Source organism: Bacillus sp. TH25 (assembly GCF_016650935.1).
Lineage (GTDB): Bacteria > Bacillota > Bacilli > Bacillales > Bacillaceae_G > Bacillus_A > Bacillus_A mycoides.
The window spans coordinates 227995-244314 of record NZ_JAEKEU010000037.1 but is presented as its reverse complement, the minus strand read 5'-3'; the positions used below and the strand labels follow the sequence as shown (position 1 = coordinate 244314).

At 35.2% G+C, this 16320-nt stretch carries 14 protein-coding genes; 1 reads left to right on the top strand and 13 read right to left on the bottom strand.

Features of this window, described 5'->3' with window-relative positions; all coding sequences use genetic code 11:
- Positions 1-50 precede the first annotated feature (50 nt).
- From JFT89_RS20280 to nagE, 13 genes are all read right to left on the bottom strand, one after another.
- Positions 51-1217 carry a diglucosyl diacylglycerol synthase gene (locus tag JFT89_RS20280; RefSeq protein ID WP_002139554.1) on the bottom strand — a complete coding sequence of 389 codons (1167 nt, stop codon included), beginning with the start codon at positions 1215-1217 and terminating at the stop codon, positions 51-53.
- 411 nt (positions 1218-1628) lie between these two features.
- Positions 1629-2360, bottom strand: coding sequence for a pyruvate formate-lyase-activating protein (gene pflA / locus JFT89_RS20275; protein WP_002010313.1), 732 nt, complete (start codon positions 2358-2360; stop codon positions 1629-1631).
- A 69-nt stretch (positions 2361-2429) separates the two neighbouring features.
- The gene (gene pflB / locus JFT89_RS20270) at positions 2430-4679 is read right to left on the bottom strand and encodes a formate C-acetyltransferase (RefSeq protein WP_002063690.1); all 2250 of its coding nucleotides are present in this window, start codon (positions 4677-4679) and stop codon (positions 2430-2432) included.
- A gap of 152 nt (positions 4680-4831) precedes the next feature.
- The gene (locus JFT89_RS20265) at positions 4832-5050 is read right to left on the bottom strand and encodes a hypothetical protein (protein WP_201040533.1); all 219 of its coding nucleotides are present in this window, start codon (positions 5048-5050) and stop codon (positions 4832-4834) included.
- The gene (locus JFT89_RS20260; RefSeq protein WP_201040645.1) at positions 5022-6566 is read right to left on the bottom strand and encodes a glycosyltransferase family 2 protein; all 1545 of its coding nucleotides are present in this window, start codon (positions 6564-6566) and stop codon (positions 5022-5024) included. The genes JFT89_RS20265 and JFT89_RS20260 overlap by 29 nt, the downstream gene beginning before the upstream one ends.
- Complete coding sequence (locus tag JFT89_RS20255) at positions 6559-7524, bottom strand: NAD-dependent epimerase/dehydratase family protein (RefSeq protein WP_201040532.1); 966 nt, start codon at positions 7522-7524, stop codon at positions 6559-6561. Before JFT89_RS20255 ends, JFT89_RS20260 begins: the two co-directional genes overlap by 8 nt.
- On the bottom strand, positions 7521-8765 hold the full coding sequence (locus tag JFT89_RS20250) for a nucleotide sugar dehydrogenase (RefSeq protein WP_201040531.1): 1245 nt from the start codon (positions 8763-8765) through the stop codon (positions 7521-7523). Before JFT89_RS20250 ends, JFT89_RS20255 begins: the two co-directional genes overlap by 4 nt.
- The gene (locus JFT89_RS20245; protein WP_016097033.1) at positions 8752-10302 is read right to left on the bottom strand and encodes a glycosyltransferase family 2 protein; all 1551 of its coding nucleotides are present in this window, start codon (positions 10300-10302) and stop codon (positions 8752-8754) included. The genes JFT89_RS20250 and JFT89_RS20245 overlap by 14 nt, the downstream gene beginning before the upstream one ends.
- Before the next feature lie 13 nt (positions 10303-10315).
- On the bottom strand, positions 10316-10510 hold the full coding sequence (locus JFT89_RS20240; RefSeq protein ID WP_002063684.1) for a hypothetical protein: 195 nt from the start codon (positions 10508-10510) through the stop codon (positions 10316-10318).
- Between the two features lie 16 nt (positions 10511-10526).
- A complete protein-coding gene (locus tag JFT89_RS20235) occupies positions 10527-10928 on the bottom strand; it encodes an LSm family protein (RefSeq protein WP_033706368.1) in 402 nt (133 codons plus the stop codon).
- Between the two features lie 169 nt (positions 10929-11097).
- Positions 11098-11913 (bottom strand): hypothetical protein, encoded by an 816-nt coding sequence (locus JFT89_RS20230; protein WP_002201859.1) that lies wholly within the window; start codon positions 11911-11913, stop codon positions 11098-11100.
- Between the two features lie 86 nt (positions 11914-11999).
- Positions 12000-13250: a serine hydrolase domain-containing protein gene (locus tag JFT89_RS20225; protein WP_201040530.1), complete on the bottom strand. Its 1251-nt coding sequence runs from the start codon at positions 13248-13250 to the stop codon at positions 12000-12002.
- Between the two features lie 262 nt (positions 13251-13512).
- Entirely contained in the window at positions 13513-15006 is a 1494-nt protein-coding gene (gene nagE / locus JFT89_RS20220) for an N-acetylglucosamine-specific PTS transporter subunit IIBC (RefSeq protein WP_016097031.1), read from the bottom strand.
- A 324-nt stretch (positions 15007-15330) separates the two neighbouring features.
- Here nagE and glsA point away from each other — a divergent pair, with 324 nt between their 5' ends.
- On the top strand, positions 15331-16260 hold the full coding sequence (gene glsA, locus JFT89_RS20215) for a glutaminase A (RefSeq protein WP_002063678.1): 930 nt from the start codon (positions 15331-15333) through the stop codon (positions 16258-16260).
- The last annotated feature ends 60 nt before the right edge of the window (positions 16261-16320 follow it).

Below are 16320 nucleotides of genomic sequence, written 5' to 3'. Positions count from 1 at the left end.
TTTACAACAATAAAAAAACCCTCTTTAAATGCTTAAAAGAGGGTTTCATATTAAGTAAAAGATTCGGCAAGAACTGGTGATTTAATAGGTATATGATTCGGCTCTGCATGATTTTCTGCCAAAATTGTATCCACAATATGACCAGCTGGCTCAGGACGATAAATACTTTTCATTGCTTCTTTCATCTGAAGAAGCTTCATATCATCTTGTAATAACGCCTCTGTTTTTGCAAAAACTTCACTATCATCACGAATTACAACTGCAGCCCCTTTTTTTTCAAAATACAACGCATTTTCATTCTCTTGTCCTGGGACAGGTTTATATAAAATGACAGGTACTTGTAATGCTGCTGCTTCGCTTAATGTAATACCACCTGGCTTCGTAATCATACAAGAAGTAACACGGAACAATTCATCAATGTTTTCAACATAACCAAATACTTTTAAAGCATCAGAACTTTGTTCCTGTAGTTCCATTAAATCCTGCTTTAAAGCTTCGTTTTTCCCACAAACGACAACAACTTGTAAGTTTGGTACTGACATAAATGACTGGCATAGCTCTTTTACACTCCCTAGCACACCATGAGCACCTGCTACAATTAGTAACATCTTTTTATCCTTACATAACTGATATTTATTATATATAATTGCTGGATTTATCTTTAGCTCAAAACTGCTACGAATCGGAATCCCTGTTTCAACAATTTGTTCTGCAGGTACACCGATATCAACCATCACTTTTTTCACATGATCGGTTGCTACAAAATAACGATCTACTTCTCGATGGATCCATATTTTATGCACACAAAAATCCGTTAATACGTTATAAACAGGAATAGAAATACCTATTTGCTTTTTCAATTCTGGTACAGCGATGATTGGAAAGGTATTAATAACAATATCCGGTTTCTCCACCTGTAATAGCGTCTTCAAACGCTTTCTCCCAAAATTCGCATACCAAGATGCTATTTTTTTATCATAAATTTTCTCTACACCATAATAAAACAAACGATATAATTCTTTTCCTACCGTATAGCTTTTTAAATATAAATATTTTGTAATATCGGTTATAACTGGATGTGATTCTCCAAACAAGTCGCATACAATTACATCTTCGATTCCTTTTTGGCGAAATGTTTGTTCTAATGTTTTTGCCACTTGCACATGACCGTTACCGTAATGTGCAGTTAATATTAAAACCTTGGGGTTTTTTATCAAACAAATCCACTCCTAGCTTTTTGTTTCTCCATATTGCATATACGACAATAGGAAAAACATTTTCCTTAAAAACTACATACTCGGATTCTAATACTTCCCTGTTAGCTATGTATCTGTCGTGGATATGCAAAGCATATAAGATTGACCCCTTAATCCTATCTGTGCTCATATCTTTACATTATACTTTCCTATAAGAGCTTTCGCAATAACTTACAAATGTTCTATATTCCATAATACTCACTCTTTTACTTCTTAATTCTTTTTACTATTTTGATTTCCCTTTACAATTATGTAAATTTCTCCGCTTATTCTTTACAAAAATATGGATATTCCCTTTTCAGTATACTCTTTTCTAAATATATACTCTAGATTTTATTATGAAGAAACAAAAAGCCTAACCAAATGTTTAGGTTAGACTGCTTGTAAAATATGCTTTGCATGTTCAACATTTTCTTCTGTCGGTGGATTCACATCCGCAAGTGGATACTTATGTCCAAGTGCCTCCCATTTATAAACACCGAGCTTATGATATGGCAGCACTTCCACTTTCTTAACATTAGATAGACTTTGAATAAAGTTTGATAATTTTTGCAAATCCTCTTCACCATCGGTAACACCGGGAACCAATACATGTCTTACCCAAATTGGTTTCTTTCTGTCCGATAAATAACGAGCAAATTGTAAAATGTGTTCATTTGGTTTCCCTGTTAATTTACGATGTTTCTTTGAATCAATATGCTTCAAATCCAATAATACTAAATCTGTATACTCCATTAAAATATCTAGCTTATTTTGGAATTCTGGTTCTTCAGAATAACAACCGCCAGAAGAATCGATTGTTGTATGGATACCAGCTTCTTTGCACTTTTTAAACAACTGGGTTAAGAAGTCTAGCTGTAATAGTGGCTCTCCACCGCTAACTGTTATACCGCCTCCAGAAGCTTCAATAAATGGAAGGTAACATGTCACATCCTGCATCACTTCTTCAACTGTTATTTCTTTACCTTTACCGATTTCCCATGTATCAGCATTATGACAATATTGACAACGTAATAAACACCCTTGTGTAAATATGACATAACGAATCCCTGGGCCATCAACAGTACCACAAGACTCTACAGAATGTATTCTTCCTTTTACCATGTTACTTCCTCCTTTATTGAAACAGCCTCCCTCCGCTATATATTAAAAGCGGAGGGACACTTTTTTCACTTACATGCTTTCATGCATTGTACGGTTTATTACATCAATTTGTTGTTCACGAGTTAATTTAATAAAGTTAACAGCGTAACCAGATACACGAATTGTTAATTGTGGATATTTTTCAGGATGCTCCATTGCATCCATTAATGTTTCACGGTTAAATACGTTAATATTTAAGTGGTGTCCTTCTTTTATTGCATATCCATCAAGCATAGATACTAAGTTGCGTACTTGTACATCATCTTCTTTACCAAGTGCTTTTGGAATAATAGAGAATGTATTTGAAATACCATCTTGTGCATCTTCATATGGTAATTTAGCTACAGATAATAATGATGCTAATGCACCTTTTGTATCACGGCCATGCATTGGGTTTGCGCCCGGTGCAAATGGTTCTCCAGTACGACGTCCATCTGGAGTGTTACCAGTTTTCTTACCGTATACAACGTTAGATGTGATTGTTAAGATTGACATTGTATGAACAGAATTACGGTATGTTTTATGTTTGCGAAGCTTGTTCATAAATGTTTTCACAAGATTTACTGCAATTTCATCTACACGATCATCATTGTTACCGTATTTAGGGAAATCTCCCTCAATTTCGAAATCAACTGCAATACCATTTTCATCACGAATTGGTTTTACTTGTGCATATTTAATTGCACTTAAAGAATCTGCTACTACAGATAATCCAGCGATACCTGTTGCCATTGTACGAAGAACATTTGTATCATGAAGTGCCATTTCAATACGTTCATAGCTATATTTATCGTGCATATAGTGAATTACATTTAATGTATTTAAGTATAGACCAGCTAACCATTCCATTGTCATATCGAATTTACGCATAACTTCTTCATAATCTAATACTTCAGAAGTAATTGGTGCGTATTCAGGACCAACTTGTGCTTTTGACTTTTCATCTTTACCACCGTTAACCGCATATAGTAATGCTTTCGCTAAGTTTGCACGTGCTCCGAAGAACTGCATTTGTTTACCGATTCTCATTGCTGATACACAACAAGCAATACCGTAGTCATCACCGTAGTCAGGACGCATAATGTCATCATTTTCATATTGAATTGCTGATGTTTTAATAGACATTTTCGCACAGTAGTTTTTAAAGTTCTCTGGTAATTGTTTAGACCAAAGAACTGTTAAGTTTGGTTCTGGTGCTGGTCCTAAATTATCTAATGTATGCAAGAAACGGAATGAGTTTTTTGTTACTAACGGACGACCGTCTAATGCCATACCACCGATAGATTCAGTTACCCAAGTTGGATCTCCAGAGAATAGTTCATTATAATCAGGTGTTCTTGCAAATTTCACAAGACGTAATTTCATAATGAAATGGTCAACAATTTCTTGTGCTTCTTCTTCTGTTAAAGTACCATTTGCTAAATCTCTTTCAATGTAAACATCTAAGAATGTAGAGGTACGTCCAAGGCTCATTGCTGCCCCGTTTTGCTCTTTAATTGCTGCAAGATAAGCAAAGTATAACCATTGGAAAGCCTCTTGTGCATTTGTAGCTGGCTTAGAAATATCGAATCCATGAGAAGCAGCCATCTGTTTTAACTCTTGAAGTGCACGCATTTGCTCAGATAATTCTTCGCGTAAACGCATTGTATCTTCGCTCATTACACCGCCAGTTAAATTATAATCAGCTTTTTTCGCTTCAATTAAATGATCTATACCATATAGCGCTACGCGGCGATAGTCACCGATAATGCGTCCACGTCCATATGCATCTGGAAGGCCAGTAATAACACCTGATTTACGAGCCGCTTTCATTTCTGGTGTGTATGCATCAAATACACCTTGATTATGAGTTTTACGCCAGTCTCTGAAAATACTGCTAAGTTCTTTATCCATTTCATATCCATACGCTTCACACGCTTGTTCCGCCATACGAATACCACCATATGGTTGTAAAGAACGTTTAAATGGTTTATCAGTTTGGAAACCGACCACTTTTTCAATATCTTTATTTAAATATCCTGGTTCATGTGATGTAATAGAAGAAACAATTTTTGTATCCATATCAAGAACGCCACCGTTTTCACGTTCCTTTGTTGTTAAATCCATTACTTGATCCCAAAGTTTTTTCGTTTCTTCAGTTGCTTCCGCTAAGAAAGAGTCTTCTCCCTCGTAAACGTTTACATTATTTAAAATGAAATCGCGAACATCAATCTCTGCTTTCCATTTTTCACCTTTAAAGTTTTCCCACGCGTTTTTTACATTTTCTAATACTTGAGTCATCCTAATCTCCTCCATTTTTGATTAGTACAGGACTACGTTTTTTTATATAACAGCTTACACACTTAGAATACTACTTTTTTTCGGAAGTGAACGAAATAGTTGTGACATGTTTGTGAAATATTGAGCAAACTACTACATACATAGTGTTAACCTCATATAAAACTCTTTAGAATTAACCCTTTCTTTAATTGTATTTTTTTGGTATTCTTATATACGAGTCCTATTTTGTAATATAAGAACGATACCCATTGTAGAGCTGTAATACTCTTATATCCTAAACTGTTATAGTTTTTATAACAGAGCAAAAAAGTGTACATACGTTGTACACTTTTTTTGTTACCACTATAAAACATCTCTTTTTCTATTTCCATCGTAAAATCCACCACGACTGTTTGTTAATGCAATTAATTGCTCTAATCCTTCTATATGATCACCAATAATTCGAAGGACAGCTGGAGGATGACCTATTTTTGCGAAATGTTCACTAAGGCGAATACGGTTCATCTTATCAACATCGATACGACTTACACAAGCGATTTCAAAACCTGAAAGTACAGCTTTCACTTGTGCTACACAAGGTGACAATAATGATTTATACCCTATTTCCTTCAAACAAGTACGACTAAACGCATTAGGTACAGCAATAAGAGAGCCTACTCCTAAATCTTTTCTATCACAAGCTAAATTTAATGCATATTTAAATGCTGTTACAAGATGAAGTGGTACTCTCAAATCTAAATAATGATTTAAATCATTTAATGCGACATCCGTTCCATCTGCAATAGCTTTTGCAAAGGGATATAGCTCACTAGCTGGAATAACAAAATCACCGTCTATAAATAAAACAATTTCTTCTTTTGCAAAATAAGTTCCAAGCGAACGCCCCACATCGTTTCCAAGTGCTTCTTTATACACAATTGTTGTTGCTCCCTTGTCTTTTGCAATTGTTGCCGTTTTATCGGACGAACCATTTACAACAACGATGATTTCAAAAGGTTCAATTTTGCGAAGCTCTTCTATAACGTTTCCAATTGTTTTCTCTTCATTTTGCACAGGAATAATTACCGATAATTGCTCTCCTTTATACAAATTAGATGTAACGCCCCATCCTTGATAAAAATCTTCAAAATTTAGAGTATGATAGACACTCTCTCTTTTCCTATTTCCATCATAATATCCTCCGCGCCCATCGCTGCCCAATATCCGCTCTGCTACAGCTTCTATATGATCACCTATCATTCGTTTTTCAGATTGAGAAAGATCCGTGCCATATGCAGCATGCTCGAATGGACGAAATTTATTTGGCGTAATAACGTCAATTGCACAATGACGACTAATTCTCCATTTACTTTGTACTAGGCGTAGATGAGCCACAATAGGATTAACAAAACATTCGTCTCCAATACTTTGCACGACTTCCTTCGTCAGCGCATGAGGTACAGATAATAAAGAATCAATTTTTAATTCTTCATGATCTAACATTGCATTTAATATTTGGCGCCATACTGTAATAGAATGTGGTTTTTGTTTCTTTAAAAATAATGCGTCCAAATTATTTAAAACGATGTCCGCCTGATCATGTAAAATCGGATTAAGGAATAATTGTAATTTTGAAGTTTGAATAGCAAAATCTCCATCTACAAACAGTAATACATCACCTATCGCATGTTTTGCACCAACTGCGCGTCCAACGTCGTTACCAAGTGACTCTTTATGCTGGATTACTGTACATCCTAAGCTCTCAGCAATCGCTTCTGTACCATCATTACAACCATTTGCTACTACAATAATCTCTACTGGATTCAATGGTTTTACCGATTGAACCACATCTGAAATCGTATCCACTTCATTACATACGGGAATAATAACTGATAACGACTTAGCCATTGTTTTCTTCACGAAACCATTTAATAGTTTCTTTCAATCCTTGTTCCCACATTACTTTCGCTTGAAACTGAACAAGTTCTCTTAATTTCGTTACGTCTGGTCTTCTATTTGGAATCTCTTCAAATCCATGTGGATATACTTTCTCAAATGGAACATGCACAATTTTGGAAATAGACTTCGTTAATTTTTTTATATCTTCCGCTACTACCCTTATATTTTTTTCATTCTCAGAACCTATATTAATAATTTCACCATTTACCTTCTCATCCATTGCACGAATTGTTGCCTCGACCGCATCACTTACATACGTAAAGCAGCGTGTCTGCTTTCCATCTCCATACACGAGAATATCGTCACCTTGCAAAGCCGCACGAATAAATCGTGGAATTACTCCTGCGTACGGACCATCTTTCGCTCTTGGACCATAAATATTAAAATAACGAACAATCGTTACAGGTAAACCTTCTAATGCGTACCCTAAACATAATGTTTCCTCTAACGTTTTACAAATTGCATAACTCCAACGTATTTTGGAAGTTGCACCGTATAAACGATCTCCTTCTTCAGAGAATGGTGGCTCTCCCTTTCCATATACTTCAGAAGTAGATGCAAATACTACTTTCTTCTTCCCTTTTAACGCTGCTTGCAAAATGTTTCTCGTTCCATCAAAGTTCGTTTCAATAAGCTCTACACTTTTTTCCATTGTAGTTTTGACTCCCAAAATTGCAGCTAAATGGAACACCACATCATGTTGATTCACTAATTCATGAATTGAACTTTTATCTAACACGCTTATTGGAATAACTGAAATCTCTTTCATTAACTCTTCATGATATTTATTTTTTCCTTTATAGAAGTTATCCACAATAGTAACTTCATAACCTCTTTTCACCAACTCTTCAGCTAAATGCGAACCAATAAATCCTGCTCCACCTGTAATTAAACATTTTTCACTCATACACTCACCTTCTTTACGATTCCACGTGTATCTATTAATCGCTCAATCCCTTTAAAAAGATTCCAATCGATACTAGAGTGATCCGTTACAATTAAAATACAATCTGCTTGTTTAATTCTTTGTTCATCTAATGGAACAGATTGATATAGTGTATCTCCAATTTTCGCTGTAGAAATATACGGATCATGATATTCTATCTTGTATCCTTCTTTTATTAATAATTGAATAATTGGCAACGCCGGTGATTCTCTCAAATCATTTACATCTTTCTTATATGCAATCCCTACTATTAAAACCGTTGCGGGTAATTGCACCACACCTTTTACTTTACCGATTATTTTCGCTGGCATTTCTTCATTAATTACATGTGCTGCCTCAATTAATTGACTAATTGCTCCAACCTTTCTTATTCTCCATTGAAAATATAAAGGATCTACTGGAATACAGTGTCCTCCTATTCCTGGTCCTGGCCAATACGGAGTAAATCCAAACGGTTTTGTAGATGCAGCTTCAAGCACCTCATAAAAATTAATATTCAAACTTTCACAAAGTATATTTAACTCATTTACTAATGAAATATTAACTAAGCGCTGAATATTTTCAAATAGCTTACACATCTCGGCCACTTTCGGAGAGCTAACTGGAACGACTACATCAAATATAGTGCTATACAAATCCTGTACTTTTTGTTTACACTGCTCTGTTTGTCCACTAATAACTTTTGGAATTGTTTCAACTGAATACTGGCTATTCGCTGGATCAATTCGCTCTGGAGAATAGCCAATATAATAATCTCCTCCTACCTTTTTACCGGTTTTAGAAATAATAGGAATAATAACTTCTTCAAGTGTTCCTGGATATGTGGAGCTTTCAAAAATGAAGGTTTGTCCTTTTTGAAGATTCTGTTGTATATAGTGGGAGGCTGAAACAAGGGCACTTAAATCTGGTTCTTTATATTCATTAATTGGTGTCGGCACAGTCACGATGACATAATCGCTATTCTTAAAATCGGTAACACCTTTATCTGGTGTATTCACTATTAATTTTCTTTTTTCTAATAAGTTTTGTAATACTTTAGAAGAAACATCAGGAATATAACTTTCTCCTTTTATAATTGATTCTATTTTCCTAGTATCTTTATCTAATCCAAGTACAGCATGTCCTCTTTCTGCAAAAAGGACCGCCAAAGGAAGGCCGACATACCCTAATCCAATAATAGTTACTTTACTACTGGCATCCATCTGTATTTTCTTCTTCCCTTCTCAATTGTAGTATTATATCTCTGTCCCTTTCTCCATCTGTAAAACTCCCGCGCTCGTCTGTATGTTTTAATAAATAAGCAATCGCCTCAAGCTGATCGCCGAAAATACGATCGAATGCAGGAATTCGTCCGTTTACAAAACCATGTTGCTCTGGGCGTACTCGATTTGTTTTTATAACATCTACAAATTCTACTGCTGTAATAGAGAATCCCTCCAAAATAGCTTTCATTTGAGCTAGTGGCGGAATAACAAGAGAATCATACCCTATTTTCTCTATTACCTTTTTATGCATAGCATGTGGTACAGCAGTTAAAGAGTTATTCCATAAATCTGGTCGTTTCGCTACCAAATTCACGAAATATTTCCCCATACTAATTGGATCTGCCGGGTGAAACATATCTAACAAACATTGCAAATCATTTAACGCCACATCATTTCCGTCTTCAATAGCATGCAAAAATGGAATTAACTTTTTTGCAGGAATAGCAAAATCACCATCAACAAATAAACAAATATCTGCCGTAGCATGCATGGCCCCTATCGCTCGCGCTACATTATGTCCAAGCGCCTTCCCAAATTCAACAACAATAGCATTCTCTAGTTTTGCTTGTTTAATAGTCTCGATATCCGCTCCATTCGCAACAACAATAATTTCATCTACTCCTGCTTTTTTCACTTCTTGTATAACAGATCTTATAGTCATTTTTTCTTCTGACACTGGTATAATCGCACTGTATTTCGCCTTTTTCCGTTGTAATAAAACTGGTTTATACTTCCCTATAAACTCTCTATCCCTGTTTCCTTCCGAAAAACCGACGCGTTTACCATATGTTTCAATTACGTATTGTAAAGCACGCAAATGATCACCCATAATACGACTAGTCGCTTTCGGATAAGGAGAACCAGGTGATGTACCCGTATGCACAGGACGAACTTTATTTGTGTGAATTACATCGACCGAAGCCATATCGATAATATCTACTCCTCTAGACATCGCCATCGCTTGAAATAATACGGGATCTGCTAAATTCCACCATCCAAGTCTCTCGATAACTTCCCGGCTCATCGCATGTGGAATTGCGATTAAAGAACCAACAACAAGCTCTTTTTTATTCAAATAACGATTCAACATGAATTTTCCAACTGTCGTATAATGTGGTCTCACCTTTAAATAAACCGACCATGTTAAATTATTCACAACAATTTGATGCCCCAGCTGAATTCCTTTCACGAAACGTTGTAGCTCTTTACTCTCAATAACGATGTCACCATCTAAAAACAATACAATTTCACCTTTTGCTTCTCTAGCTCCAATTGCCCGTCCAACATCATTGCCAAGAGAATATTTATAATAAATTACACGGCAATGATGTTGTAATGCTATTTCTTTTGTCCCATCTGTCGACCCATTATCTACTACAATAATTTCATAAGGTTTCAACTTCTCCACTTCTACTAAAACTTGTGATAAAGTACTTGCTTCATTATGTGCTGGAATAACAACTGATACTCTCATATTTGTATCACTCTTACCCTTCCAAGCGAACATAAGCAATAATAGGAGTACGCACAAGTACATCTTCCGGTGGTCCATAAGAAGGAGAAGTACGAACACTTACTGCCCCGTCCGTCACAGATAAAAGAATGCCCGCAACAATTTCAACAGCTGTCACAACTTGCACTAGTTCACCAACATGGTTACGCAATTCATCAGTAAATAACATATATAAGTCTCCTTTCTTACGCTTCTTTCATTGATATAATACTTGTAAATGGTAATAAAACTTCTGTCCCTATTCCTTCTTGCAGTGTTAAGAAATCGTCACCAACTGCTACAATAACACCTGTTAACTGTCCAACTGTCACAGTAATTTCTACGTTTTTACCTAAATATTGCTTTGCAATTTCTTTAAAAGGTGATGTATTGCATTCTTTTAAAATGCTACAAATAATAGATTGAAATTGACTTGATTCTATAAATTCTTCCGTAGCTTGCTTAGAATTTCTTTGAATAAATTTCGCAAAGTTTTGTGAAAATAAAAGTCGCTCCACAGCAGGCAGTAACTTGTCATCTAAAAAATAACCTAATTGTCTATTAAACAGTCGGGATAATTTATGCCAATATTTTCTGAACAGACACATATGCTTCTCCTCCTATTATTTTTAAAGTATAAAAATTTACATCCATACATCTTAATTTATACAAAGCAGACTTTTTTTGTGATAGGTAAGGCATACATTTTCTAAAAGAAATAATTGTTTCAGGGCATAAAAAAGATAGATGGTTTCCCATCTATCTCTTTGCTAATCTTTAATTTTTAATTGTCACAATGGCAGCTACGCCGTAATATACCGCTCTTGATAATTCTGCTTGTTCGGATATAGAAGCTGTAACAAGGGATCCACCACTTGCCGAAAAATATTTTGCAGCTTCTAACGGAATACCATCTTCTTTCACATCAATATGTGTTCCATCTTGCCAGTCTATTTTCTGCATTGTTGCTGAAAAGTCCCCAGTCACTTTACCAATTTCCTTACCATTCATCTCTAAAAATATCCATTCCCATTTTGTTAAACTTAGTACTTGTTTCAATTCTCCAATTTTCTTTCCATTTATACTATAAAATATATAGAAGTTACGCACGCCCATCTTCTTTTGAACACGCAGCAATCTTTCTCCCGATTGATTATATAAATAAAATTGTTGCTTATGTAGTCCCTTAAAAAGAAAAGAAAGTGCACCTTTCCATATACTTTGAATAACGGAATTATACTCTTCTTTTAAAAAACCTACTGCCTTGCCATCTAATCCAAAGTACGTTATTACTTGAAATACTCCTACCTCTCTACGAACAACGAACTTTTGTTGTTCAAATAATCTAGAGCTCCCTATATTACAATTGTCCTGTTTAAGCATTTTTGCTCTTCGTTTTTCTATAAAACTATATATTAGTAATCCAAACGCTGGTAGCAAAATACCTATTAATTTCAGGATTTCTTTATCTGAAGTGAATATTGTTCCTTTTTTATATTCCATAACTAATCCAATTACAACGATAATCCATACAATGATAGCTATAAACAAAGTTCGTTTCGCATTGCGTGCATGATGCTTATGTATACTCATAAACCTCCCCCTTTTCCATTTATTTCATTATCGCACCGCACATATATTTCCTCAATGCAAAAAAGACTATCCAAAAGGACAGTCTTTTACACTTCTATATTTCGTAACATTGTATAAATGTCGTTATTCACTTTACCAAATGATTTGATGTTGTTTTGAATGTTAGATAATAAAACAACGTATACACTACCATTTTTACTAAATCCATTTAAGCAATTCCAACCTGGCATTACACCGTGATTGGAATAACTGCCCGGATCTACATACCAGCCAAATCCGTAATCCTTTTTCACGGCTGTAAACATTTGATCATAACTCTCTTTTGAAATTAATTTTCCAGAGAATAGCGCTTCATTAAATAAATATAGATCATGCGCGCTTGTATATATATCACCGCAACCATATAGTTGTGACATGCTCGGAATGTTAGGTGTTGTCATGTTGTTATTCACTATTTTATAACCCGTTGATGGGAACCTTGTTTGCTCTAACGCTTTACCAAAACCAGAATGCTTCATACCAGCAGTTGCAAAAATATGTTGTTTAATATATTCTTCTAATGGTTGTCCACTTACTTTCTCGGCAATGTAGGCAAGTATAGAGTAGTTCGAATCTGAATACTTCCATTTCTCTCCTGGGCCTGCAATACGCTTTTGGTTTCCTATCCGTTTTATCAACTCTTCATGAGAGATATCTTCTGTTCCCTGCTCATATTCTGGAATCCCTGATGTATGTGTTAATAAATGTTTTAGCTGAATGCTATTACCTTGAGGGAAATCTGGAATATACTTTGCAACCGTATCCTCTACTTGTAATTTATTTTGATCTTTTAATTGCATAATAGCAGTCGCTACAAATGCCTTTGAAATAGAGCCAATATAAAAGGTCGTCTCTGAATTATTCGGTACTTGCTTCTCTTTATTCGCCATACCGTACCCTTTATTCAAAAGAACTTTCCCGTTCTTCACAATAACAGCTGTTCCACTAAATCCTGCGTTTTGTAAATATTGATCCAATTGAGCGTTTTCATTAATTTCTTGAGGCGGTCCTTCAGCAGGTTTCTCTATAACTTGCGCCTGCTTTATCTGTTCTTCCTGTTCTTTTTGTTTTCTTTGTTTTTCAGCTTCTTGCCTTTTCATTTCTTCTTTCTTTTTTATCTCTTCTTGCTTCTTCATTTCTGCTGCTGCTTTTAAAGTTTCCTCTTTTTTATTATGCGCAACAATTTTTGTATACATGAAATATACAAGTGAAAGTAGTAGGGCTAGAATGATTGTTCTTTTTATGTATACAATCGACCGATTTGCTTTCCCATTAACATTATTTTTTTCCTGATCCATAATTACCTTTTTCCCCTTATTTACCGATAATTTAATTCATCTACACAAGACTTTTTCCAAATCATTTCTGTAGATTATAGACACTCCATTCTATGTCATCACTACTTTATCACGCACCGAACATATAACCAACCTATATGTTCAAAAAAGAAAAAGAAAATTTACAAAAGTAAGATTCCCTTTAAAAAATTAACAAAAAAAAAGGATATCCTGTAAAAGACTGTTGTTATCAATCTTTTTGGATATCCTCTTATCTAACTATTTACACGTGTTTTTTCATATCATCGGCAACAGATTCAACGTTTGTGCCTACGATAACTTGTACACTTGTATTACTTAATTTCATAACACCTTTTGCACCTGCGCGTTTTAATGCCGCTTCGTTTACTTGACTAGCATCTTTCACTTGTAAGCGTAGACGTGTTGCACAGTTATCAATAACTGTTAAGTTGTCTTTTCCGCCTAAAGCCGCTACGTAAGTTTCACCAATTGAACCTGCAACTGGTGCATCACCCTCTTCAGCTAACTCATCGTCATCTTCACGACCAGGAGTTTTTAAGTTGAACTTCTTAATTAAGAAGTAGAATACCGCAAAGTAAATTGCTGCATAAATTAAACCGATACCTGCTAATAATACAGGTTTTGTTGCAATACCAAAGTTGATAACATAATCAATAGCACCAGCACTAAATGTGAAACCATCATGAATGCCAAGTGACGTTGTTATGAATAAAGAAAATCCTGTTAATACTGCATGCACACCATATAATACTGGTGATAAGAACATGAATGAGAATTCGATTGGCTCTGTAATACCAGTTAAGAATGAAGTTAATGCTAGACCACCTAACATACCTGTAACCATTTTACGTTTTTCTGGTTTCGCAGCCGCAATCATTGCGAAACATGCTGCTGGTAAACCGAACATCATAACTGGGAAGAAACCAGTCATAAACATACCTGCTGATGGATCTTTTGCAAAGAAACGAGCGATATCACCATGAACAATATCACCAGCTGCATTTGTAAAGTCACCAAGTACGAACCAGAAGTATGTGTTCATTACGTGGTGTAAACCGATTGGAATTAATAAACGGTTTAATAATCCGAATAACCCTGCACCGATTGAACCTAAGTTTACGATACCATGTGATACTGCATCAATACCAGTTTGGATTGTTGGCCAAATTTGACCGAATACTAATCCTAAAAGAAGCATTACAACAGACGTAATGATTGGTACGAAACGTTTTCCAGCGAAGAATCCTAACCATTCTGGTAGTTTAATCTTATGGAATTTGTTGTATAGTAATCCAGCGATAACCCCAGCAATAATACCACCGAGTATGGCCATATTTATTTTTGGCGTCAACGCTGCTGCTTTTGAAATTTTATTCATTGTATCCGCTAATTTAGTTGGATCTACTGAACCGACTAAATCTTGAACACTTTTTAATTTATCGTTTAGTTCTGTTGTTGAGTAAGTAACACTTAAAGCATTAGTTGTATTCTTCATAACTAAATAACCAATTGCACCTGCAAGACCAGCTGCACCACTACCGTCAACAGATAAACCGATTGCAACACCGATTGCAAAAATAAGTGCTAAATTATCAAAAATTGCTGCACCGGCCTGTGCCATAACAGGAATGTTTAGTACGTCTTCTTGTCCTAGACGAAGCAATAATCCTGCTGCTGGTAGCACTGCGATTGGAAGCATTAACGCTTTACCAATACGTTGTAAAAACTGCAACATTTTAATTCCCCCTATCAAATTTATGAAATCGTTATCATTATAAGTACGCCTTAGAAAACGCTTTCTATTTACATAACCATAATAACATATAGTTGTATAGATGTGTAGTTTTTATTTCCGAACTTTTTATGGATAAATCTCCTATTTCCAAACTGTTATATAAAAGGAAAATTTTCCTTTTATAACACGGAATAATCGAAACTGAAGACTCACTATAGAACATTCAACTTTCGTTTTATCATTCCACTTTTTCATGTTATTATTTATTTCCGAGCATATCGGGAAAAGTAAACTTAGTTAATTCGAAATAGGAGCGTTGGTACTATGCAGTGCATTGAAACAAACAACTTACAGCAGTTGTTAGAACAAGTAAAACCATATACGAAAAAAGGAAAACTTGCTACTTATATCCCCGAACTAGGAAATGCAAATCCAGATGATCTAGGGATTGCTATTTTTCATAAAGAAACAGAATATATCCATGCTGGTAACTCACAAACACTATTTACTCTTCAAAGTATTTCTAAAGTAATTACACTTGCTCTTTCCCTTTTAGATCGTGGTGAAGAATATGTATTTTCTAAAGTTGGAATGGAGCCAACCGGTGACCCTTTCAATTCTATTATTAAGTTAGAAACGACAAGTCCTTCCAAACCTCTTAATCCAATGATTAATGCAGGAGCACTAGCTATTACAAGCATGTTAGCAGGAAAAGATAACGAAGAGAAAATGGAGCATATTCTTCATTTTGTACGTGAAATAACAGATAATCCTACTATTAATTATTCTTCTACAGTTGCTAATTCAGAATTAGAGACTGCTTACTTAAACCGTTCACTTTGTTACTATATGAAACAAAACGGAATTATCGATTGTGATATTGAAGAACTTATGGATTTATACACTCGTCAATGTGCAGTTGAAGTAAACTGTATCGATTTAGCACGTATTGGCTTAATTTTTGCAATGGATGGATATGATCCATATAAAAAGAAACAGATCATCCCTAGACATATTACGAAAATTTGTAAAACATTTATGGTTACTTGCGGGATGTATAATGAATCTGGTGAATTTGCAATTCGTGTTGGAATCCCTGCAAAAAGTGGTGTAGCGGGCGGCATTTTCGGCTGCGTAAAAGGCGAAATGGGAATCGGTATTTTCGGACCAGCTTTAGATGCAAACGGAAATAGTATCGCTGGTTTTAAAATTCTTGAATTACTTTCTGCCCAAGAAGGTTGGAGTATGTTTTAATTTAGAAGTTATCCTGCTATATTGGCAGGATTTTTTATTTCACAAAAAATCCGTTCTACT

Excerpts from the sequence above, each read along its gene's own strand:
- pflA (WP_002010313.1), bottom strand. The coding sequence starts at position 2,360 with ATGGTAAAAGGAAGAATACATTCTGTAGAGTCTTGTGGTACTGTTGAT.
- pflB (WP_002063690.1), bottom strand. The coding sequence starts at position 4,679 with ATGACTCAAGTATTAGAAAATGTAAAAAACGCGTGGGAAAACTTTAAA.
- JFT89_RS20265 (WP_201040533.1), bottom strand. The coding sequence starts at position 5,050 with ATGGAAATAGAAAAAGAGATGTTTTATAGTGGTAACAAAAAAAGTGTA.
- JFT89_RS20260 (WP_201040645.1), bottom strand. The coding sequence starts at position 6,566 with ATGGCTAAGTCGTTATCAGTTATTATTCCCGTATGTAATGAAGTGGAT.
- JFT89_RS20255 (WP_201040532.1), bottom strand. The coding sequence starts at position 7,524 with ATGAGTGAAAAATGTTTAATTACAGGTGGAGCAGGATTTATTGGTTCG.
- JFT89_RS20250 (WP_201040531.1), bottom strand. The coding sequence starts at position 8,765 with ATGGATGCCAGTAGTAAAGTAACTATTATTGGATTAGGGTATGTCGGC.
- JFT89_RS20245 (WP_016097033.1), bottom strand. The coding sequence starts at position 10,302 with ATGAGAGTATCAGTTGTTATTCCAGCACATAATGAAGCAAGTACTTTA.
- JFT89_RS20240 (WP_002063684.1), bottom strand. The coding sequence starts at position 10,510 with ATGTTATTTACTGATGAATTGCGTAACCATGTTGGTGAACTAGTGCAA.
- JFT89_RS20235 (WP_033706368.1), bottom strand. The coding sequence starts at position 10,928 with ATGTGTCTGTTCAGAAAATATTGGCATAAATTATCCCGACTGTTTAAT.
- JFT89_RS20230 (WP_002201859.1), bottom strand. The coding sequence starts at position 11,913 with ATGAGTATACATAAGCATCATGCACGCAATGCGAAACGAACTTTGTTT.
- JFT89_RS20225 (WP_201040530.1), bottom strand. The coding sequence starts at position 13,250 with ATGGATCAGGAAAAAAATAATGTTAATGGGAAAGCAAATCGGTCGATT.
- nagE (WP_016097031.1), bottom strand. The coding sequence starts at position 15,006 with ATGTTGCAGTTTTTACAACGTATTGGTAAAGCGTTAATGCTTCCAATC.
- glsA (WP_002063678.1), top strand. The coding sequence starts at position 15,331 with ATGCAGTGCATTGAAACAAACAACTTACAGCAGTTGTTAGAACAAGTA.